A 20,517-nucleotide genomic window follows, 5' to 3' on the forward strand; every position below is an offset into this window, starting at 1 on the left:
TGAGTATCCTTACTTATCGTCGGTCTGCAAGACGGCCAGGAAGGCTTCTTGGGGGATTTCGACGTTACCGACCTGCTTCATGCGTTTCTTACCGGCCTTTTGTTTTTCGAGCAGTTTTTTCTTGCGGGAAATATCCCCGCCATAGCACTTGGCCAGCACGTTCTTGCGCATCGCCTTGACGCTCTCGCGGGCCACGATTTCGACGCCGATCGCCGCCTGGATGGCAATATCGAACATCTGGCGCGGAATCAGGCCGCGCATACGGGTCACCACATCGCGCCCTCTGATGCGCGCATTGGCGCGGTGCACAATCATGGACAAGGCATCGACCCGATCGCCATTGATCAGCAAATCAACCCGCACCACATCAGCCACCCGGTATTCCTTGAACTCGTAGTCCATGGAGGCATAGCCTCGGGAGACGGATTTCAGGCGATCAAAGAAATCCAAAACGATCTCGGCCAGTGGAATCTCGTAGCTGAGATGCACCTGGCGGCCATGGTAGCTCATGTTCAGTTGCGTCCCGCGCTTGGCGGTGCACAGCGACATCACGGGGCCAACATATTCCTGCGGCATGAACAGCGTGACCGTCATGATGGGTTCGCGGATCTCTTGGATATGGCCGACTTCCGGCATGCGGGCCGGGCTGTCCACCATGATCAGGGTGCCATCGCGATGCAGGACCTCGTAGACCACGGAGGGCGCCGTGGTGATGATGTCCATATCGAACTCGCGTTCGAGGCGCTCTTGCACAATATCCATGTGCAACAAGCCCAGAAAGCCGCAACGAAAGCCAAACCCCAGCGCCTGGGAGACCTCGGGCTCGAACATCAGCGCGGAATCGTTGAGCTTGAGTTTTTCCAGAGAGTCGCGCAATTGGTCGTATTCACTGGATTCAATCGGATAAACACCGGCAAAAACCTGCGGCTTGACTTCCTTGAAGCCCGGCAAGGGGGCGCTGGCGGGCTTGCCCGCCAAGGTGATGGTATCGCCGACCTTGGCGTGTTCGAGTTCCTTGATGCCGGCAATGACGAAACCGACCTCGCCTGCGGACAAAGACGTGCGCGGCTGGGATTTCGGAGTGAATACCCCCAGTTGTTCACACAAATGGGTGGCGCCGGCGGCCATCAGCAGGAGCTTGTCCTTGGGACGCAAAGTGCCGTTGACGATGCGCACCAGCATGACGACCCCGACATAATTATCGAACCAGGAATCGATGATCAAGGCCTGCAACGGGGCAGCCGGGTCGCCCTTGGGCGGCGGCACGCGCGCCACCACGGCCTCGAGTATCTCGTCGATACCCAGGCCGGTCTTGGCGCTGGCCTGGATGGCATCGGTAGCGTCGATGCCGATGACATCTTCGATTTCGGCAGCGGCGGAGTCCGGATCCGCCGAGGGCAGATCCATTTTATTGAGCACCGGCACGACCTCGACGCCGAGTTCGATGGCGGTATAACAGTTCGCCACCGTCTGGGCCTCGACCCCCTGGGTGGAATCGACCACCAGCAAGGCGCCTTCGCAGGCCGACAGCGAACGGCTGACCTCGTAGGAGAAGTCGACGTGGCCCGGCGTGTCGATCAGATTCAGGGCATATACCTGGCCATCGGCGGCGGTATAGCTCAAGGCGGCGGTCTGGGCCTTGATCGTGATCCCGCGCTCGCGCTCGATATCCATGGAATCAAGCACCTGGGCCGCCATCTCGCGGTCTTGCAGACCGCCACAGCGATGGATCAGGCGATCGGCCAGGGTCGATTTACCATGATCGATGTGCGCAATGATGGAGAAGTTGCGGATGTGGTCCATAAACAGGGGGCAGGAGTAAGATAAAAATCAGGTAAGGCGGGGCGCAAGCGCTGCCAGTGAAAAAGGGAGCGCTTCGGGGCGCCCCCTTCCGTTTAGACTGTATTTTAGCTTTTTCCCGACAGGGGGGCGTACACCCCCCCAGAGCCAGTCATCAGGGCTTGAGAATCACCCACTGGGATTGCTGATCACGGCTGACCAACAGCACGACGGGCTTGTCCTTGGGCAGGGCTTTGACCACTTTTTCGTACTGTTTCGGGCTGGTGATGTCGTTATCGTTGATGCGCAGAATGATGTCGCCGGCCTGGATGCCAGATTCGGCAGCCACCCCCTCAGCCAGGCTGACCTCCACGCCTTCATCCGTGCCTGCATCCGCGGGCAAGGCCTTGACGGCAAGACCCAGACGATCGGTGCCCTCCGCTTCTGGAGCCTGCTCACCGGACTGATCAGCGGCCGGCTGTTCGAGTTCGGCAACCTTGGCCTTCAGATCCACGGTCTTGCCCTTGCGCCAGACCTGGATGGTGGCATCCGTGCCAGGCTTGGAGGCCCCCACCAGACGGGGCAGATCGGACATGTGCTTTATTTCCTGGCCATCGAATTGCGTGATGACGTCGCCCGGATGCACCCCGGCCTTGGCGGCTGGGCCATCGGGGTCCACGCTGCTGACCAATGCCCCATGGGCATCACCCAACCCCAGCGCAGTGGCGACTTCGTCCTGAACTTCGGTGATTTGCACCCCGATACGGCCACGGATAACCTTGCCATGGGCCTTGAGCTGATCCACCACACGCATGACTTCATCGATGGGAATCGCCAAGGAAATCCCCATAAAGCCGCCGCTGCGCGAGACAATCTGTGAATTGATCCCCACGACATGGCCTTCGAGATTGATCAACGGACCACCCGAGTTACCAGGATTCACGGCGACATCCGTCTGAATGAACGGCAGATAATCGCCGGTATCGCGATTGATGGCGCTGACGATGCCCGCCGTGACCGTGGAGTCCAGGCCAAAAGGCGACCCGATTGCCAATACCCACTGACCTTTTTTAAGGGTATTGGAGTCACCGATCGGCAAAGGCTTCAGGTCCTTGGCATCGATCTTGAGCAGAGCAATATCAGTACGGGCATCGGTGCCGATGACCTTGGCTTTGTATTCCTTGCCATCCGTCATGGTGACGAAGATGCCATTGGAATTATCAACCACGTGGTTGTTGGTCAGGATATAGCCATCCTGGGACAGGATGAAGCCCGAGCCGATGCCACGCGGCACTGTGCGTTCTTTAGGGGCAGCCTGATTGGGTTGATTCGGCTGGGCGTGCGGGCGCGATGGCTTTTGTGGCGCAGCCCCAGGGGGCGCGAAGTCCGGGCCGAAGAACCAGCGAAACAGATCAGAGGGGTCGCCGCCTGGTCCACCCTGCATGCGCCCGACGGGCACGGTCTCGGTGGTGCGAATATTGACGACGGAGTTTTCGGTATCAGCGACTATCTGGGTGAAATCCGGTAGCCCTGCCACCGTCGAGATGGCAGGCTGGGCCTGTGCCGCCGCCATAGGCGAGGCGGACACCAGGAACAGGCTGGTCGCTGCGCAGGCAACCAGTCGCTTGACAAGCGGTGCACTGGGCAAAGTTAAAGCCATGTAATTCTCCTTGGAATTGGGTGCTTAGTGGGCTGCTTGCGGCACATATTGCACTGCACGCACCAGATCCCGGACAGTCCGGGCTGGGACTTCGCCAACAGCGGTCAGCCAATAGGATGCAAGACGCATCCGGTAAACATTGACGGTTCCCTGTCGCGAGTCTCCCTGTCTGATGTTTTGATCACGTTCGGGGTCAAAGGTTTCAATAAAAATTGAAATAGCAGCCAAACCGTCTGAAATCACATACTGATTGACCGCATGCGCCCGGCCAATCTGGCGGGTCAATTGGATCACAGGCAGGAAACCCGCAGGCAAGGTAAAGCGCCAGCCCTGGGCCTGCAAATTGGTCTCGGCAACGGATTCGGTGACCAACCGCCAGCTACGCGTGTCCCAGGAGGGCACCAGCGTCGCAGGCTGAGCATCGGCCCCCAGTTGAATATTGCTGAAGGCCGTCTGGTCGATCACCTGGCCTTCCGTGTCCAGCGTCTGGAGCTTGAGCAATAAATGGGTCTGGGTGTCGGTACAAAGACGATAGCTGTAGCGCAGATCGTCGCGCGCCTTCAGATCAGAGACAGCGCATTCACGCCCGGCCACCCGATAGTGATGCGGCAGAGGCTGCCAATCGTAGTGATTGACGATGGACTGCGCATTATCCAGCAACAAACCCGGAAAATGGTCGCTGCGGGCGGGCTGGCTGACGATCAGTTTGGCACCCGGATGCAGGCATTGCTCGATGCCGTTCTGGCGCAGGCATTCGCGTGGGGGGCCGTCCAGGACCTCTAGACGTTCGCGTTCGCCCATGCCATCCAGCATATGCGTCAGGTGGAAAGCCATCAAATGATGGCCTTCCTGATAGGTATAGGTGCCGACGTAGTCCAGCTTGCGAGCCGAGTCCTGAACCTGCTGCAAAAACGCCAGCACATCCGGGGCGGCCTGAGGGCTGGGCTTGGGATCTGCGGCATAAGCCCCCCCCAGCAACAGGCCGAGCAGCAGGCCTACCCCCCAGCGAGCCACGCCGCCGGGGCTGGTCATTGGTCCGGTCCCATGCTGTCGAACGACACCTGACGCACGGGTTCTGCCCCCGCCATGGCCTGATGCGCCGCCATATAGCCCGCCAATGAAGGATCATTGACATCGGCCTCTGCCGCCTGCGCCAGCACGGGCGTAGCGGCCACGGGCGGTGCATCGGCCCCCATCAGGAAAGGCCTGGCCACCCAGACCACCGACGCCACGGCGGCGGCCACCGCCAGGCCGGACAGGCCCAGGCGCCAGGAATGATGCCGACCCAGACGTGCTGGTGCCAGGACGGTGGGCTCGGCGTCCAGCGCTGCAGAGACGCGGGCATAGAAGCGCTCTGAAGGCTGTAAAGCGAGGTCCTGACTGCGCATGACGTCACCGATCAAATGATAGGTATCCCAGACCTGTCGGCCATAGGGACTGTCCAGTTCGTCGGCGCGCAGGTCTGCCTCGCCATCTACCCAGGTGGAAACAGCAGCCTCCCAGGCGTGATCGGCGGGGATGGGTTCGGGTTTGGTGTTCATGAGCATTCCTTACCAGCGGCGGGCCGGGTCTTGTTCCATGACAGGACGCAGACGCGCCGCAATGGCCTCTCGGGCCCGGAAAATACGTGATCGGACCGTCCCGATCGGGCACTGCATGGTGTTGGCGATGTCTTCATAACTCATCCCTTCGATTTCTCGCAACACAATGGCCGTGCGCAAATCATCAGGCAAGTCTTCGATGGCTGCATTGACCGTCTGCGCAACCTGACGGCTGGCCATCATGGATTCGGGCGTGTTGCTATCACTTAGGCCATCGATTTGGTCAAAAGTTTCACCGTCTTCGTTTTCGAGCGCGGAAACCGTGACCGGACGCCGAAAATTGGCAGCCTGCCAGTTACGGGCCGTATTGATGGCAATGCGGTATAGCCAGGTATAAAAGGCGCTGTCGCCGCGAAACTGGGGCAAGGCCCGATAGGCCTTGATGAAAGCTTCCTGGGCCACATCTTCGATATCGGCGGAATCGTTGATCATGCGCGACAGCAGGCGCATGATTTTTCGCTGGTATTTGATGACCAGCAGATCAAAGGCATGCCGGTCGCCGCGTCGCACACGCTCGACCAGCGCGAGGTCGACCTCGCGCTCGCTCATGCCGCTGCCCTTACAGACGTCCCACGATCATGGAACCGTTGGTGCCGCCGAATCCAAAGGAATTCGACAAAGCCACATCGATTTTCAGATCGCGTGCCTGATTGGCGCAATAATCCAGGTCGCACTCGGGGTCCTGATTGAAAATATTGATGGTGGGTGGCGACACCTGGCGTTGGATGGCCAGGGTGGTGAACACGGCTTCAATCCCCCCGGCAGCCCCCAGCAGGTGTCCTGTCATGGACTTGGTGGAATTGACCACCAGGCGACGGGCATGATCACCAAAAGCAAGCTTCAGCGCTTCGGTCTCGTTTTTGTCGCCCAAGGGGGTGGATGTCCCGTGTGCATTCACATAACTGATCTGCTCGGCATTGACATGGCTGTTACGCAAAGCGTGCAGGATGCCGCGCCGTGGGCCGTCCTGATCCGGCGTGGTGATGTGGTGCGCGTCGGAGCTCATGCCAAACCCAAGGAATTCGGCATAGATGCGGGCACCACGCTTTTTGGCGTGTTCGTATTCTTCGAGCACCAGCACCCCGGCTCCTTCGCCCAAGACGAAACCATCGCGATCCCGATCCCAGGGACGTGAGGCCGTAGCGGGATCGTCATTGCGGGTGGACAGGGCGCGCATCGCGGCAAAGCCCCCCATGCCCAGGGGCGACACGGAGCTTTCGGCCCCGCCAGCCAGCATGACGTCAGCATCGCCGTATTCGATCAGGCGGGCTGCGTCGCCAATACAGTGCAGTCCCGTGGTGCAGGCCGACACCACCGCATAACTGGGGCCCTTGAGGCCCAGCATGATGGAAATCTGGCCGGAAATCAGATTAATCAGGGAGGCAGGCACAAAAAACGGCGATATCCGCCGTGCACCGCGCTGCAGGAATTCAATCTGGGTTTCTTCGATGCGCGGCAGTCCACCGATGCCAGAGCCAACGATCGTCCCGATGCGATCCGCGTCCTCGCGCTCGATATCCAGCCCGGAGTCGCGCCAAGCCTGTATACCCGCTGCCACGCCATAATGGATGAAGGTATCCATTTGCTTGGCTTCCTTGATGCCGATGTAGTCTGTGACCTGAAAGTCTTTGACTTCACCAGCGACCTGGCTGTTTAACACCGAGGCGTCGAATCGCGTCACCCGACCAATCCCTGATCGGCCATGAATCAGATTGTCCCAAGCAGTTTCGACATCATTTCCCACCGGCGACACGATGCCTAGCCCGGTTATCACGACTCGTCGTTTCACATATGGCTCCTGAAATAAAAAAAGCAGCTCATGGCAGATCATCAGGTCGGACACGCAAGCCTGCCTGCCCGATGATCACCCGTCACGAACTGCCCGTGGCCCGGACGCGGCCCACTGCCGGCGTCGGGTCGGAAAAAGATTACTGTTTGCTATGCGAGGTGATGTAATCGACCGCCTGCTGCACCGTCGTGATTTTTTCGGCTTCCTCGTCGGGAATTTCTGTTTCGAATTCGTCTTCGAGGGCCATCACGAGCTCGACCATGTCGAGCGAATCGGCACCGAGGTCGTCAAGGAAGGAAGATTCGTTTTTGATCTCGGCTTCATTGACGCCAAGTTGCTCAGCGACGATCTTCTTGACGCGCTGTTCGATGCTTTCCATGCATATCTCCAGTTAGGAAAAATCCCGCGAATTATAGCCAAACGAGGACAGCTGGGCTGCGGGGTTGTAGTCAAAAAAAAGCAGCTCGGGACCAGACGCATATACGCTGGCAAGTAAAAGCACCGAGTCCTGCCTACAGAATCTGAACGGATTTTACCTTAGACAGCAATATCCGTTCTTAATGGATTACATGTACATACCGCCATTGACGTGCAGCGTAGTGCCTGTTATGTAACCTGCCTGGGGGCTGGCCAGGTAGGAAACTGCGCTGGCAATGTCTTGATCCGTGCCCAGGTGCCCCAGGGGAATCTGCTGCAGAATGGCGGATTTTTGGGCGTCAGTCAGGGTGCGCGTCATGTCGGTGTCGATAAACCCGGGGGCCACGCAATTGACGGTAATGCCCCGGCTGCCGAGCTCCTGGGCCAGTGACCGCGACAGGCCAGCAACACCAGCCTTGGCGGCAGCGTAATTGACTTGGCCGGGATTGCCGCTGTAGCCCACCACCGATGAGATATTGATGATACGACCCCACCGGGCCTTCATCATGGTCCTGGCCACTCCGCGCGACAAGCGGAACACGGCGGACAGATTGGTGTTGATCACCGCGGCCCAGTCGTCGTCCTTCATGCGCAGCACCAGACCATCTCGGGTGATGCCCGCGTTATTGACCAGGATATGCGGCCCGCCTTGGCTGGCCAGCTCGGCCAGCAGAGCGTCGCAGGCAGCGCTATCGTCTACATTCAGCACAACCCCGCGGCCACCCTGAGCCGACAATGCAGCCGTAATGCCATCGGCGCCAGCCGATGACGTGGCAGTACCGATCACGGTCGCGCCTGCGGCAGCCAACTGCTGGGCGATTGCCCGGCCTATACCGCGTGATGCACCCGTCACCAGGGCGATTTTTCCAGTCAGACTATGGTCTTCCATGTCAGGCTCCCAGGGCGTCCAATGTTTGCTGCAAGGACGCCGGATCAGTAATGTTGTAAGCGACCAGATCGCGGTCGATGCGCTTTACCAGGCCAGAGAGCACCTTGCCTGGGCCACATTCGACCAGGTGGGTGATCCCCTGCTGTTTCATGGATTGGATGGTCTCTACCCAGCGCACTGGATGCCAGGCCTGACGCACCAAAGCATCCCGGATCGCAACCGGGTCGGCGGGCATGGCCACATCGACGTTATTGATCAACGGAATGTTCGGTGTATGAATCTCGATGGCAGCCAGCGTGTCTTGCAGCACCTGGGCGGCCGGTTGTAGCAAACGCGAATGAAAGGGCGCGGACACCGGCAAGCTCAGGGCGCGCTTTGCCCCGGCAGCCTTGGCAAGCTCGCAGGCCTTTTCGACGGCAGCCACATGGCCTGCAATCACCACCTGCGCAGGCGCGTTGTAATTGACGGCCTCAACGATCATCTGATCCCCGCTGGCCTGGGCACAGACCTGACGCACGGCCTCGTCATCCAGCCCCAGGATGGCAGCCATGCCCCCCTGGCCCACCGGAACCGCCGATTGCATGGCCTGAGCCCGCACCCGTACCGTGCGCACGGCATCGGCCAGATCCAAGGCACCGGCCGCCACCAGCGCCGAATATTCACCCAGACTATGACCAGCCACCAGCGCGGGCGTCAGGCCACCTGCCTGTTGCCAGGCACGATACATGGCCACCGAGCACAGCAACATGGCCGGCTGGGTATTGGTGGTGAGATTGAGCGCATCAGCCGGGCCATGGGCAATCAGGCCGGTCAGGTCTTCGCCCAAGGCATGGTTGCCTTGCTGCAAGACAGCCTGCACGCCAGCATGCTCAGCCCAGGCATCCATCATGCCGACTGACTGAGAACCCTGACCAGGAAATAGAAATGCAACTTTCATGCGTAGTCCTTAGAGTTTGACAAGCACGGAGCCCCAGGTGAAGCCACCCCCCACCCCCTGCAGCAAGACCAGTTGACCAGCCTGCATGCGGCCATCGCGCCAAGCGACATCAAAGGCCAACGGTACGCTGGCTGCCGACGTATTGGCGTGCCGGTCCAGCGTGACGATGAGTTTTTCCTCGGGCAGATCGAGCTTGCGACCGATGAAGTTGAGAATACGGATATTGGCCTGATGCGGTACCATCCAATCCAGCTCGGAGAGCTGGACACCGGCTTCCTCGCAGACTTGGCGCGCCGAGCGTGTCAGAGAATTGACCGCCAGCTTGAAGACGGCTTGGCCATCCATGCGCAAAAACGGATCGCCCGTGATCTGCCCCCCGGACACATTGCCTGCGGCACACAGGATATGCTGTTGGCGGCCATCGGCATTGAGCTGGGCCGCCAGGATGCCTGGCTGATCAGAAGCGCTCAGGATCATGGCCCCCGCACCATCACCGAACAGCACACAGGTGCGGCGATCAGACCAATCCAGGATGCCGGAAAAAACTTCGGCGCCAATCACCAGCGCGTGACGTGCACGCCCCGCACGTATCATGGCATCCGCCGTCGCCATGGCATAGACAAAACCGCTGCAAACCGCCTGGATATCAAAAGCAGCCGCCCCCCCGACACCCAGATTGGCCTGCACCACGCAAGCAGTGCTGGGAAAAATAAAATCCGGGGTGGAGGTGGCCACGATGATCAGATCGATGTCCTCGGCCCGCAGGCCGGCATTTTCCAGCGCGGCCTGAGCCGCAGCGGTGGCCAGAGTACTGGTCTTGGTGCCCGGATCAGCGATATGGCGCTGGCGGATGCCGGTGCGCTCTGTGATCCAGGCGTCTGAGGTCTCGACACCACGTGTCGCTAGATCGGCTGCCAGCTCGTCATTGGTGACGACATGAGTAGGCAGATAACCGCCGGTTCCGGCAATCCTGGCGTAGGGCATATCGATTCCGAATAAAGGTCTAGACAGCCGATGTCGCATCGCCCGACTGCGGGGACGGCATCCGACTGCGCAAAGCATCCAAGCGCTGGATAGTCCCCTGAAGCAGACCATTAAGGACTGCTTCACGGGCGCGTTGCAGAGCCTGCCCATAGGCATAGACATCCGCCGAGCCGTGGCTCTTGATGACGATGCCACGCAGCCCCAGCAGCGCTGCGCCATTGTAGCGACGATTGTCGACCCGGGCACGGAACCGCCGCAACACCGGCGTGGCCACCAGGCCGGAGGCCATGGTGAGCGGGTTGCGGCGGAACTCCTCACGCATCATGGTGCTGATCATGCGCGCCAGACCTTCGACGGATTTCAAGACGACATTGCCGACAAAGCCGTCGCAAACGACCACATCGACTGTCCCTTTGAAAATATCGTCGCCTTCAACGTTGCCGTAGAAGTTCAGACCGCTGGCACGCAGCAACTCGGCAGCCTGTTTGACGACCTCGTTGCCCTTGATGAGTTCTTCACCAATATTGAGCAAGCCCACCGAAGGCTGAACCTGTTTATCCACTGCCGATACCAGGGCCGCGCCCATCAGCCCGAACTGCAGCAGATGGTCCGCCGTGCAATCGACATTGGCCCCAAGATCCAGCACCGTGGTGGCCCCGCCTTTTTGGTTGGGCAGCGCCGTGGCAATGGCTGGCCGATCAATGCCTTCCAGGGTCTTCAGGACATAACGGGAAATTGCCATCCAGGCCCCGGTATTGCCTGCCGATACTGCAGCATCGGCGTGACCGTCCTTCACCGCCTGGGCAGCCACCCGCATGGACGAGTTTTTCTTGCGGCGCAAGGCGACCTCGACCGAATCGTGCATCGTGACGACTTCGGAGGCATGCAAAATATCAAGCTGCCCCGCCAAGCGCCCATGATCGACCAGCAAGGGACGGATCTGAGATTCATCGCCCACCAACAGACAGCGGGTATCGGGGTATGCCTGGGCAAACGCCACCGCCGCCGGCAAAGTCACGGGCAGGCCATGGTCGCCGCCCATGCAGTCGATGGCAACGGTAATAGTACGATCAGGCATTGAATGAAAATTCAGCCGATAACCTGATTATTCGTCGTTCTTGGTCTTGAGGACCTTGCGGCCACGATACACCCCGTTAGGGCTGATGTGATGACGCAGATGCTGTTCGCCCGTGGTGGGCTCGATGGCCGTGGCGGGCACCGTGAGGAAATCGTGTGAACGATGCATGCCGCGCTTGGACGGGCTCTTTTTGTTTTGCTGAACAGCCATGGTGACTCCTGAGATCGGGGCCGCTCATTTTAAGATAAGCATGAGCCCGCGAGTTAAATAAGGTGTTAGTGTTTCCTGAGCTGTTCGAGAACAGCAAAGGGTGATGATTTATCCTGAGCAACCGAATCCGCCTGATCCACAGCTACCGGACAGACATCGTGCCGGGGCGCATAAGGCAAAACCAGAATCAGCTCGTCTTCGATCAGCGCCAGCAAATCCAGCCGCTGGTCCGCCAAAACGTATTCGATATCCGACCCTTCGCCACTGGAATCCAAGGCGTCCAATGCATCCAAACGCGCCTGATCACGGGCCAGACCGACGACATTATCCACCTGCAGCAGCACAGGCATGGCCTCAAGACAGCGCTGGCACACCAGACTGACCTGGCCTTGGGCCTGGATACCCAGCCCCATGCGCCCGGTTGGGACATCGTGCCGTCCGGATACCTGCCAGCTGATTTCGCCATCCTGAGGTTGGGGCAAATCCTGACACAAACGGGTGAATTCATGCGCTACTGTGCGCCCCTCGGCCACACGCATCGCCCGCGAAAACTCCAGGGCATCAATATGCATCGATCATGGCCTCTAGGAAAACATTAGATTTTAATTGACTTCGACAAGCCAAGTCAATTTGAACCCGCAACGTAGCGCAGTAAACTGCCTGTTTTGCACAGAAACCATGACGCTTATCCTGGCTTCCAGCTCGCCCTACCGACGCGAACTGCTGCAACGCCTGCAGTTGCCCTTTCAGTGCTGTTCACCGGAGATCGACGAACAGCCACAGCCCGATGAATCACCGCGCGATTTGGCCAAGCGACTGGCTGTGGAAAAAACCCGCCGTATTTTGGCTGATTTCCCCGACGCGCTGGTGATCGGGTCCGACCAAGTGGCTGATTTCAATGGACAGGCCATTGGCAAACCGGGTTCACATCAGGCCGCCCAAGCACAGCTACAAAGCTTTAGCGGGCACACGGTATTATTCCACACAGCGGTCTGTGTCAGTGATGGGAAGCAATTCCTGCTGGAAGAAATCCCCACCGAATGCCGTTTTCTGCCGCTGTCCGCCGCCCAGATCCAATATTATCTGGAAACAGAGCAGCCTTACGATACGGCAGGCAGCGCCAAGGCCGAAGCCCTGGGCATCGCCCTGATGGACAGCATGCGCAGCGATGACCCGAGCGCGCTGATCGGCCTGCCGCTGATGGCTGTCTGTCGCATGCTGCGCACCTTCGGCGTCGATCCCTTGAACCCATTATCTCTTGCCAAACCATGACGATTTTGCATCTTATCCCTGTCGGACTGGGGGATAGCGCCCCCGAACGCTGGCTACCCCAGACTGCACGCGAAATCGCCGCCCAGCTCAGGTTTTTTATCGCTGAAAATGCGAAATCCGCCCGAGCCTTCCTGAAGCTGATCGGCACTGCAGTGCCGCTGCAGGAAATCACGATTCACACGCTGCGGGCTGATACGACGGCACAGGAAATTCGCGACTGGCTGGCCGCCGTGCCCACAGACCAGGACCTGGCGCTGGTATCAGAGGCTGGCTGCCCGGCGGTGGCCGACCCTGGTGCGCTGGTGGTCGCACAGGCACAGGCACGCGGACTGCGCGTGCAGCCCTGGACCGGGCCATCATCGATCATGCTGGGCCTGATGGCCAGCGGCCTGCAAGGTCAGCGATTTGCCTTTCATGGCTATGCGCCAGTCAAAGCCCACGAACGCGATGCGCAGTTGCGAGCCTGGGAGTCTCTATCGCACAAACACCAGCAGACGCAGATTTTGATTGAAACCCCCTACCGCAACCTGGCGTTGTTCGAGGCCTTATTGAGCGTCTTGCGAGAATCGACGCGCCTGTGCGTAGCCAGTTCCCTGACCTGCAAAGAAGAATCCGTACGCACCTTGAGCATCCAGGAATGGCGCAAGGCAGGTGCGCCCGACTTCGAGCGACAGCCCACATTATTTCTGTTTTTGGCCGGATAAATGCTTTGCTTCAAGCCGTACGGGCTTTGATCCAGGCCTGCATGTCCGGTACCGTCTTCACCAAAGCGGTGGGACGGGCGGATTCGAGCAAATCGGCCCGATGCGCCCCATAGGCAACCGCCAGACTATCGAGGCCCGCCGCCCGCGCCATCAGGACGTCGTGGGTGGTATCGCCCACCATCAAAGTGGCGTCCGGCGTCAGATCAAGCTCGGACAATAGCTGATTCAGCATGTCGGGATCGGGCTTGCCATGGGCCTCGTCGACGGTGCGGGTGGCCTGGAACAGGCCTTGCAGGCCCAACTGCTCGATGGATTGATCCAAGCCACGACGGCTCTTGCCGGTGGCGACCCCCAGGATAGTCCCATTGGCATGCAGCGCGCGCAGCAGTCCGACCTGGCCGTCAAAAAAGTGGATCTCCCCCTGGCGCTGCATGAAATGAGCCCGATAACGGTCAACGAAGGGGTCAATCTGCTCTGGCTTCAGCCCTGGCACCAACTGCTCAAGGGCGGCCTGCAGCGACAGACCAATGACCCAGCCCGCCGCTTCGCGGCTGGGTTCTGGCAGGCCCAGGTCCCGGCAGGCGCCGATCAGGGCACTGACAATATGATGGGTGGAATCCAGCAAAGTGCCGTCCCAGTCGAAAATGACAGCGCGATAGGCAGAGAGACTGTGGTGTGTTTGCATCATGGTTTTCCAGCAGAGCGCACATAACCCTGGCTGAGGCTGTCCAGAAACGCCTGGCACATGGCAGGCAATGGCGCTTCCAGTCGCAAGGGTTCGGCAGTGATGGGATGGGGGATTTCCAGGCGATGCGCATGCAGAAACATGCGCCGCAAGCCCTGCGCGAACAAGGCCGTGCGGATGGACTCAATGCCATATTTCTCGTCGCCCGCAATGGGGTGGCCTTGTGCGGCCAGATGCACCCGGATCTGGTGGGTGCGCCCTGTGCGCAGCTCGGCATCCACCAAGGAATACGCACCGCCATAGCGATGTTTCAAGCTAATGATGGTGTGGGCGGCCTTGCCTTGGGCATCGACCCGCACGCGGCGCTCGCCGCTGGGGGTTAGATACTTCAATAAGGGCAGACGAATATGCTGGCGGTCATTGACCCAATCGCCGACCACCAGGGCCAGGTAGTGCTTATGACCCTGGCTATTGCGCATCATCTCGTGCAAGGCCAGCAGCGCCTTGCGGCTACGGGCAATCATCAGCACGCCGGAGGTCTCGCGGTCCAGTCGGTGGGCGAGTTCCAGCAGACGCTCGTCGGGGCGGGCAGCACGCAGTTGTTCGATGACCCCAAAGGACACGCCACTGCCACCATGCACGGCCACCCCCGCAGGCTTATCGATAACCAGCAGATGGGGGTCCTCGTAGAGCACGGGAAAACTGGCAGGCGGCACCGGGCGTCGGGCACCAGGATCGGGCAGCCGCAGCGGCGGAATACGCACCTGATCCCCCACCTGCAAGCGTGTATCCGCCCGGCAACGGCCTTTATTGACCCGCACCTGACCATCGCGAATGGCTTTGTAGAGATGGCTTTTGGGGACGCCTTTGCTGAGGCGCAACAAGAAATTATCCAGCCGCTGCCCCTCTGATTCGGTATCCACCACCACCTGGCGCACCTGTGGCGCGCTCGTCTCTTTGGGGTCGGATGAAGTATCTATTTTGCGCATAGGGAAAAGCAGCATATAATCGCCGTAGCCTTATAGAGGCCGAAAACCGCCATACGTAGAGACACGACACACGCGTCTCCGGCTGGCTGCAGGGACACCATTGTACTGCCTGGATTTCGGCCTTCGGGTCTTTGGTCGCCGGCCTCGTCCTGGTTGACTGTCTGCTGGATCAGACAGCAATCGACACATCGCCGCGTGCGACGCTGCAGATTTCTGCTCGTTCTTCCGCACCGAACGCCGCGCTATGCGCGTTCGCCGTTCCCAGCAACTCTTCGTCAACCACGACCGTGACCCTGACTCCCATGCTGCCAGAACCACGCGCCTACCAGCGCACCGTGCCATCCCCACCGGAGACTGGCGCGGCCTGAACACGTCCGCAGCCACCTCTCCCCGCAGACTGCCGCATCGCAACCAAGTGACCCGTGGTCGTGCGCCGAATCCGGCGCACCCTGACAACGGAGAAACCCACTCATGAAACGCATGCTGTTCAATGCGACGCACCAAGAAGAACTACGCGTCGCGATTGTCGATGGTCAAAAACTCATCGACCTGGACATCGAAACCGCCGGGCGCGAGCAGCGCAAAGGCAATATTTATAAAGGTGTCATTACCCGCATAGAACCAGGTCTCGAAGCCTGCTTCGTCAGCTACGGCGAGGAACGCCACGGCTTTCTGCCCTTCAAAGAGGTCGCTCGCAGCTACTTCAAGGAAGGCGTGGATGTGCGTTCCGCCCGGATACAAGATGCCCTGACTGAAGGTCAGGAACTCATTATCCAGGTCGAAAAAGAAGAACGCGGCAACAAGGGCGCTGCCCTGACCACGTTTATTTCATTGGCGGGCCGCTACCTGGTCCTGATGCCCAATAACCCGCGCGGCGGCGGCGTTTCGCGCCGCGTCGAAGGCGAAGACCGCCAAGAACTGCGCGAAGCCATGGACCAGCTGGATATCCCGGCCGGCATGAGCATGATTGCACGCACGGCCGGCATCGGCCGCAGCGTCGAAGAACTGCAATGGGATCTGAACTACCTGATGCAGCTCTGGACGGCCATCGACGGGGCTGCCCGTGAAAACAAGGCTCCCATCCTGATTTATCTGGAATCCAGCCTTGTCATTCGCGCCATCCGCGATTATTTCTCGCTGGAAATCGGCGAAATCCTGATCGATACCGACGACATCCACGACCAGGCCCTGGCCTTCATGAGCGTGGTCATGCCGGATAACGTCAGCCGCGTCAAGCGTTACCACGATGACGTGCCCCTGTTTTCCCGCTTCCAGATCGAACACCAGATCGAAACGGCCTACTCCCGCACGGTGACCCTGCCTTCAGGCGGCGCCATCGTCATCGATCACACCGAAGCCCTGGTGGCCGTGGACGTGAACTCGGCACGCTCCACACGCGGTGCCGACATCGAGGAAACTGCGGTACGCACGAACCTCGAAGCAGCCGACGAAGTCGCCCGCCAGTTGCGCCTGCGCGACTTGGGCGGCCTGATCGTGATCGACTTCATCGACATGGAAGACGGCAAGAATCAGCGCGCCGTCGAGCAGCGCCTGCGCGATGCCTTGCACTTTGACCGAGCCCGCGTACAGATGGGCAAGATCTCCCGCTTCGGCCTGATGGAGCTATCCCGCCAGCGCCTGCGGCCAGCCCTCAACGAGGGTTCGCACGTCACCTGCCCACGCTGCACCGGCACCGGTGTCATTCGCGACGCCGAGTCCAGCGCCCTGCATGTGCTGCGCCTGCTGCAAGAAGAAGCCATGAAGGAAGGCACCGCCGCCCTGCACGCCCAAGTGCCGGTGGACGTCGCCACCTTCCTGCTGAATGAAAAGCGCCACGACATCAGCCAGATCGAAGCACGCCTCAAGGTCAATCTGGTCCTGATCCCGAATAAATCCCTGGAAACACCGCACCACCACATCGAGCGCCTGCGCCACGACGATCCACGGCTGGATGACAATAAAACCAGCTTCGAACTCGCCCAGGAACCTGAAGACAAGCTCGTCTGGCAGCCCAATAAAGCCCAAGAGGCCGGCACCCGCCCCGAGGCGCTGGTCAAAAGCATCCAACCGGCCCAGCCTGCGCCACCGCACGTCGACCGGCCTGCAAAGTCCGCGTCGGCCGCTCCGGCGCCAGCCGACACCGGTGGTTTCTTCAAGCGCATCCTCGCCTGGTTCTCCGGCGCTTCTGCGCCAGCCAGCACACCGACGGAAAAGCCGTCAACCAGCCCCGCCAGCTCGGACGAAAAACCACGCCGTGGCGGCGGTGGTCGCCACCAGGGCCGCCGCGCCGATGGCCGCAATCACCACCGAACCGACCGCGCCCCACGCGGTGAAAAGTCCGAATCCACCGAAGCGCGCACAGATCGCTCGGACCGATCGGACGAGGCTCGTCACGAACCACGCCACGGCGCACGCCGCGGCCGCAGCGGGTCGGATCGCAATGCCGAAGAACGCGATATCCAGTTGGACAAGCCGATCGCACAGGCATCCCCGGAAGCCAGCACGGACGGCGGCGATTCCCGCCGTGGCCGCAATAGCAACAGCCGCCGTGGCCGTGGCCGCACGCGCCAGGACGAGGTCCAGGATACCGTGGCAACGCCCGAGGCCGAGAGCAGCGTCAGCACTGTGGTCGAAACCAAGCTTGCTGTTGCAGCAGCCAGCACGGCACCTGCATCCAACTTCATCGACATCCTGCCGCCACAAGCAGAGACCATGGCCTCTGCGGGCCCTGACATCGACATAGACGAAGATGGCGATACCGAGACCCCTGATCCCGAGCGCAAGCGCCGCCGCCGCCGTGGCCGCCGTGGCCGCCGCACCAACGAGGCTGGCGAGTCCACCAACAGCCACGATGGCGACGACAGCACCATGCCCAACGAAGCATCGGATCTCGAAACGCACGAAACACCACGCTTCGATCCCCAGGCCCTGGATGTGACGACCGAGGCCCCACAACCCGTGGTTGCACCGCTTGTCGCTGTCGAGACGGCCCAGGTCATCACGACCATCGAGACAGTCACCCCTGCTGAGATCCATCCTGTGGCTCAAACTCCCGCAGCGGCAGAAACTGCTGTTGCAGTCGAAACTGCTGTTGCGGTAGAAACTGCTGTCGTGATCGAACCCGTCACGACGGAGGTCACCGCCGCTGCCGACGCCATCAAGACGACAGCCGCGGCAGAAAACGCCGCAGCCGAACCCATCGAGACCGTCGATACGGTGCAGGCAGTAGAAACCGAACAAGCCGCTCAAGCCATTGAAACAGTCTCCTCGGTGGATACAGTGGCCCAGGCGGACGCAGAAATCGTGGCGACGGCGGCTGTCCAAGCTGTCCAAGTCATTGACGCGCCACAGCAAGCCGTCGAAGCAGCCCCACAGGCCTCGACCTCGGCGACAGCAGCAGCCAGCCAAGCAATCGTCCTGCCCCCCCTGGCTGAGTCCCTGCAAAATACCGGCATGCAGATGATTGAAACCCGGACAAGTGCAGCCCCGGCAGCGCCTGTTGACGCCCCGAAGCTTGGCCGCGCCCGTAAAACCGTCGCACAACGGACAGAGGAACCCCTGCAACAGGTGGAAACCTCACACTGACAGGTGCAAACACGGCCCTCTGACAACCAGAGGGCCGGTACTGAACAGTGTCCGATATAGAAAGACCCGAGATTCCAAGAATCCCGGGTCTTTCTATATACGTTAAAGAGAGATAAAGGATAAAGGGGTCAGACTCCATTTTTGATAAAGGGGTCAGACTCCATTTTTCAAAAAATGGAGTCTGACCCCTTTATCCTGACGTGACCCCTTTATCAGGCGATCTTGGCGACGACCTCGATGGGCTGGCGCGTGAACAAAGCCAATAGATGGGCGACTTCGGCCTGGAGTTCGCGACGGTCGATGACCCGGTCGATAGCGCCTTTGGTCAACAGAAATTCAGCCCGCTGAAAGCCTTCCGGCAACTTTTCACGCACGGTCTGCTCGATGACGCGCGGCCCAGCAAAACCAATCAAGGCATTGGGCTCGGCAATCACCACATCGCCCATGAAGGCGAAGGAGGCCGACACGCCCCCCATGGTGGGATCGGTCAGGATACTGATGAACGGCAGGCCCGCATCGGACAACTGATGCAGCATGGCAGTGGTCTTGGCCATCTGCATCAGGGAAAACAGGGATTCCTGCATGCGCGCACCGCCCGAGGACGACACACAGATAAAAGGCATGCGCTGCTCAATGGCGGCCTGGATGCCACGTGCGAAACGTTCACCCACCACAGAGCCCATGGAGCCCCCCATGAACGCAAATTCAAAGCAGGCCAACACGGCGGGCACCGACAGAATGGTGCCACTGACCACAACCATGGCCTCGGATTCACCGGTTTGTTTGGTGGCCTCGGTGACGCGCTCGGGATATCGACGCGAGTCCTTGAATTTCAGCGGGTCCATGGGGCGCGTCTGGGCACCGATTTCGGTGCGGCCCTCTGGGTCCATCAGGGAATCGATCCGGGCACGAGCACCAATCCGCATATGATGGCTGCACTTGGGGCAGACATTGAAGGTGGCCTGCAGGTCTTCCTTATAGAGTACGGACTCGCAGGATGGGCACTTGACCCATAGGCCTTCGGGCACGCGTTTGGACGTGGCATCGCTATGGCGATTGATGCGGGGAGGCAGTATCTTTTCGAACCAGCTCATGGTTAGCCTTTTTGAATTTTATCGATGTCCTGGCGCACGTCGGCCAACCATCCAGCCACGGCCTGAATAGCCGCCTGGGGGCCATCGCGGCGCGAGGTATCTTCGAGGATTTGGATGAGTTTGCTGCCGATGACGACAGCATCGGCATGGGCGGCGACACGCGCCGCACTGGCGGCATCGCGGATGCCAAAACCCACCCCGACGGGAATGGCAACATGGCGGCGAATGGTGGCCAAATGTCGCGCCACATCATCGGTATCCAGATTGCCAGCCCCCGTGACCCCCTTGAGGGACACATAATAGACGTAGCCACGTGCCAGACGGGCGATGGCTTTCATGCGGGCTTCGGTGGACGTAGGCGCCAACAGATAAATCGAGTCCAGGCCGACAGCGGACAACCGGGCGGCAAAGTCGGCGGATTCTTCCGGTGTGTAATCCACCACCAGAACACCATCCACGCCGGCAGCAGCAGCCTGATCGGCAAAAACTTGCTGGCCGAGGCACTCGACCGGATTGGCGTACCCCATCAAGACCACCGGGGTCCGCTTGTCGCGTTGACGGAATTCAGCCACGATGGCCAGCACCCGGGTCAAGCTGACCCCAGCGGCAATGGCACGCTCGCCTGCCTGCTGGATCACGGGGCCATCGGCCATGGGATCAGAGAACGGCACCCCCAGCTCGATGACATCCGCCCCGGCTGCCACCAGAGCATGCATGAGATCAGGTGTGGACCCGGCCAGCGGATCGCCTGCGGTAATGTAGGGAATCAAGGCCGTGCGCCCCGACAGGCCGCCGAAACAAGCGGCCAGGCGTTGATTGGATGCTGCAGCTGTCAAAGCGGGCT

20 protein-coding genes are annotated in these 20,517 nt (G+C 60.2%); 3 read left to right on the top strand and 17 right to left on the bottom strand.

Going from position 1 to position 20,517, the window contains the following annotated elements:
* Positions 1-9 precede the first annotated feature (9 nt).
* The 13 genes from lepA to VDP81_RS04640 all read right to left on the bottom strand — a co-directional run bounded on the left by lepA (position 10) and on the right by VDP81_RS04640 (position 11,916).
* The gene (gene lepA / locus VDP81_RS04580) at positions 10-1,803 is read right to left on the bottom strand and encodes a translation elongation factor 4 (RefSeq protein ID WP_323011680.1); all 1,794 of its coding nucleotides are present in this window, start codon (positions 1,801-1,803) and stop codon (positions 10-12) included.
* A gap of 151 nt (positions 1,804-1,954) precedes the next feature.
* Entirely contained in the window at positions 1,955-3,439 is a 1,485-nt protein-coding gene (locus tag VDP81_RS04585) for a Do family serine endopeptidase (RefSeq protein ID WP_322996819.1), read from the bottom strand.
* A 24-nt stretch (positions 3,440-3,463) separates the two neighbouring features.
* Positions 3,464-4,471 (bottom strand): MucB/RseB C-terminal domain-containing protein, encoded by a 1,008-nt coding sequence (locus tag VDP81_RS04590; RefSeq protein WP_322996818.1) that lies wholly within the window; start codon positions 4,469-4,471, stop codon positions 3,464-3,466.
* Entirely contained in the window at positions 4,468-4,980 is a 513-nt protein-coding gene (locus tag VDP81_RS04595) for a sigma-E factor negative regulatory protein (RefSeq protein ID WP_322996817.1), read from the bottom strand. The genes VDP81_RS04590 and VDP81_RS04595 overlap by 4 nt, the downstream gene beginning before the upstream one ends.
* 9 nt (positions 4,981-4,989) lie before the next feature.
* Positions 4,990-5,589, bottom strand: coding sequence for an RNA polymerase sigma factor RpoE (gene rpoE / locus VDP81_RS04600; protein WP_322996816.1), 600 nt, complete (start codon positions 5,587-5,589; stop codon positions 4,990-4,992).
* A gap of 10 nt (positions 5,590-5,599) precedes the next feature.
* Positions 5,600-6,829 carry a beta-ketoacyl-ACP synthase II gene (gene fabF, locus VDP81_RS04605; RefSeq protein WP_322996815.1) on the bottom strand — a complete coding sequence of 410 codons (1,230 nt, stop codon included), beginning with the start codon at positions 6,827-6,829 and terminating at the stop codon, positions 5,600-5,602.
* Between the two features lie 139 nt (positions 6,830-6,968).
* Complete coding sequence (gene acpP, locus VDP81_RS04610; RefSeq protein ID WP_043680887.1) at positions 6,969-7,208, bottom strand: acyl carrier protein; 240 nt, start codon at positions 7,206-7,208, stop codon at positions 6,969-6,971.
* Between the two features lie 186 nt (positions 7,209-7,394).
* A complete protein-coding gene (fabG, locus tag VDP81_RS04615) occupies positions 7,395-8,135 on the bottom strand; it encodes a 3-oxoacyl-ACP reductase FabG (protein WP_322996814.1) in 741 nt (246 codons plus the stop codon).
* A 1-nt stretch (position 8,136) separates the two neighbouring features.
* A complete protein-coding gene (gene fabD, locus VDP81_RS04620; RefSeq protein WP_323011681.1) occupies positions 8,137-9,072 on the bottom strand; it encodes an ACP S-malonyltransferase in 936 nt (311 codons plus the stop codon).
* Between the two features lie 9 nt (positions 9,073-9,081).
* Complete coding sequence (locus VDP81_RS04625; protein ID WP_323011682.1) at positions 9,082-10,056, bottom strand: beta-ketoacyl-ACP synthase III; 975 nt, start codon at positions 10,054-10,056, stop codon at positions 9,082-9,084.
* Positions 10,057-10,075: 19 nt separating this feature from the next.
* Positions 10,076-11,134, bottom strand: a complete 1,059-nt coding sequence (gene plsX / locus VDP81_RS04630; RefSeq protein WP_323011683.1) for a phosphate acyltransferase PlsX — start codon at positions 11,132-11,134, stop codon at positions 10,076-10,078.
* A 27-nt stretch (positions 11,135-11,161) separates the two neighbouring features.
* Complete coding sequence (rpmF, locus tag VDP81_RS04635) at positions 11,162-11,344, bottom strand: 50S ribosomal protein L32 (protein WP_322996810.1); 183 nt, start codon at positions 11,342-11,344, stop codon at positions 11,162-11,164.
* Positions 11,345-11,409: 65 nt separating this feature from the next.
* The gene (locus VDP81_RS04640) at positions 11,410-11,916 is read right to left on the bottom strand and encodes a YceD family protein (RefSeq protein WP_322996809.1); all 507 of its coding nucleotides are present in this window, start codon (positions 11,914-11,916) and stop codon (positions 11,410-11,412) included.
* Between the two features lie 106 nt (positions 11,917-12,022).
* Between VDP81_RS04640 and VDP81_RS04645 the strand changes: the two genes are divergently transcribed.
* Entirely contained in the window at positions 12,023-12,616 is a 594-nt protein-coding gene (locus tag VDP81_RS04645; RefSeq protein WP_323011684.1) for a Maf family protein, read from the top strand.
* Positions 12,613-13,320 (top strand): SAM-dependent methyltransferase, encoded by a 708-nt coding sequence (locus VDP81_RS04650; protein ID WP_323011685.1) that lies wholly within the window; start codon positions 12,613-12,615, stop codon positions 13,318-13,320. The genes VDP81_RS04645 and VDP81_RS04650 overlap by 4 nt, the downstream gene beginning before the upstream one ends.
* A gap of 10 nt (positions 13,321-13,330) precedes the next feature.
* Here the strand turns inward: VDP81_RS04650 and VDP81_RS04655 are convergent, their stop codons facing one another.
* Together VDP81_RS04655 and VDP81_RS04660 are read right to left on the bottom strand one after the other, a co-directional pair.
* On the bottom strand, positions 13,331-14,008 hold the full coding sequence (locus VDP81_RS04655; protein WP_322996806.1) for an HAD-IA family hydrolase: 678 nt from the start codon (positions 14,006-14,008) through the stop codon (positions 13,331-13,333).
* Positions 14,005-15,009, bottom strand: coding sequence for an RluA family pseudouridine synthase (locus VDP81_RS04660; protein WP_323011686.1), 1,005 nt, complete (start codon positions 15,007-15,009; stop codon positions 14,005-14,007). Before VDP81_RS04660 ends, VDP81_RS04655 begins: the two co-directional genes overlap by 4 nt.
* Before the next feature lie 456 nt (positions 15,010-15,465).
* On the opposite strand from VDP81_RS04660, the gene VDP81_RS04665 reads away from it, so the two are divergent.
* On the top strand, positions 15,466-18,579 hold the full coding sequence (locus VDP81_RS04665; RefSeq protein WP_323011687.1) for an Rne/Rng family ribonuclease: 3,114 nt from the start codon (positions 15,466-15,468) through the stop codon (positions 18,577-18,579).
* Positions 18,580-18,791: 212 nt separating this feature from the next.
* On the opposite strand, the gene accD is transcribed toward VDP81_RS04665, so the two are convergent.
* A complete protein-coding gene (gene accD / locus VDP81_RS04670; RefSeq protein ID WP_322996804.1) occupies positions 18,792-19,673 on the bottom strand; it encodes an acetyl-CoA carboxylase, carboxyltransferase subunit beta in 882 nt (293 codons plus the stop codon).
* Between the two features lie 2 nt (positions 19,674-19,675).
* On the bottom strand, positions 19,676-20,509 hold the full coding sequence (gene trpA / locus VDP81_RS04675; RefSeq protein WP_323011688.1) for a tryptophan synthase subunit alpha: 834 nt from the start codon (positions 20,507-20,509) through the stop codon (positions 19,676-19,678).
* Between the last annotated feature and the right edge of the window lie 8 nt (positions 20,510-20,517).

The organism is Castellaniella sp., from assembly GCF_034675845.1.
In the GTDB taxonomy this organism is placed as follows: domain Bacteria; phylum Pseudomonadota; class Gammaproteobacteria; order Burkholderiales; family Burkholderiaceae_B; genus Castellaniella.

Bases quoted from the DNA above. Each gene is read 5' to 3' on its own strand.
- lepA (WP_323011680.1), bottom strand. From the start codon at position 1,803: ATGGACCACATCCGCAACTTCTCCATCATTGCGCACATCGATCATGGT.
- VDP81_RS04585 (WP_322996819.1), bottom strand. From the start codon at position 3,439: ATGGCTTTAACTTTGCCCAGTGCACCGCTTGTCAAGCGACTGGTTGCC.
- accD (WP_322996804.1), bottom strand. From the start codon at position 19,673: ATGAGCTGGTTCGAAAAGATACTGCCTCCCCGCATCAATCGCCATAGC.
- VDP81_RS04640 (WP_322996809.1), bottom strand. From the start codon at position 11,916: ATGCATATTGATGCCCTGGAGTTTTCGCGGGCGATGCGTGTGGCCGAG.
- fabG (WP_322996814.1), bottom strand. From the start codon at position 8,135: ATGGAAGACCATAGTCTGACTGGAAAAATCGCCCTGGTGACGGGTGCA.
- VDP81_RS04625 (WP_323011682.1), bottom strand. From the start codon at position 10,056: ATGCCCTACGCCAGGATTGCCGGAACCGGCGGTTATCTGCCTACTCAT.
- VDP81_RS04590 (WP_322996818.1), bottom strand. From the start codon at position 4,471: ATGACCAGCCCCGGCGGCGTGGCTCGCTGGGGGGTAGGCCTGCTGCTC.
- VDP81_RS04660 (WP_323011686.1), bottom strand. From the start codon at position 15,009: ATGCTGCTTTTCCCTATGCGCAAAATAGATACTTCATCCGACCCCAAA.
- VDP81_RS04650 (WP_323011685.1), top strand. From the start codon at position 12,613: ATGACGATTTTGCATCTTATCCCTGTCGGACTGGGGGATAGCGCCCCC.
- plsX (WP_323011683.1), bottom strand. From the start codon at position 11,134: ATGCCTGATCGTACTATTACCGTTGCCATCGACTGCATGGGCGGCGAC.
- rpoE (WP_322996816.1), bottom strand. From the start codon at position 5,589: ATGAGCGAGCGCGAGGTCGACCTCGCGCTGGTCGAGCGTGTGCGACGC.
- VDP81_RS04665 (WP_323011687.1), top strand. From the start codon at position 15,466: ATGAAACGCATGCTGTTCAATGCGACGCACCAAGAAGAACTACGCGTC.
- VDP81_RS04595 (WP_322996817.1), bottom strand. From the start codon at position 4,980: ATGAACACCAAACCCGAACCCATCCCCGCCGATCACGCCTGGGAGGCT.
- fabD (WP_323011681.1), bottom strand. From the start codon at position 9,072: ATGAAAGTTGCATTTCTATTTCCTGGTCAGGGTTCTCAGTCAGTCGGC.
- rpmF (WP_322996810.1), bottom strand. From the start codon at position 11,344: ATGGCTGTTCAGCAAAACAAAAAGAGCCCGTCCAAGCGCGGCATGCAT.
- acpP (WP_043680887.1), bottom strand. From the start codon at position 7,208: ATGGAAAGCATCGAACAGCGCGTCAAGAAGATCGTCGCTGAGCAACTT.
- VDP81_RS04645 (WP_323011684.1), top strand. From the start codon at position 12,023: ATGACGCTTATCCTGGCTTCCAGCTCGCCCTACCGACGCGAACTGCTG.
- VDP81_RS04655 (WP_322996806.1), bottom strand. From the start codon at position 14,008: ATGATGCAAACACACCACAGTCTCTCTGCCTATCGCGCTGTCATTTTC.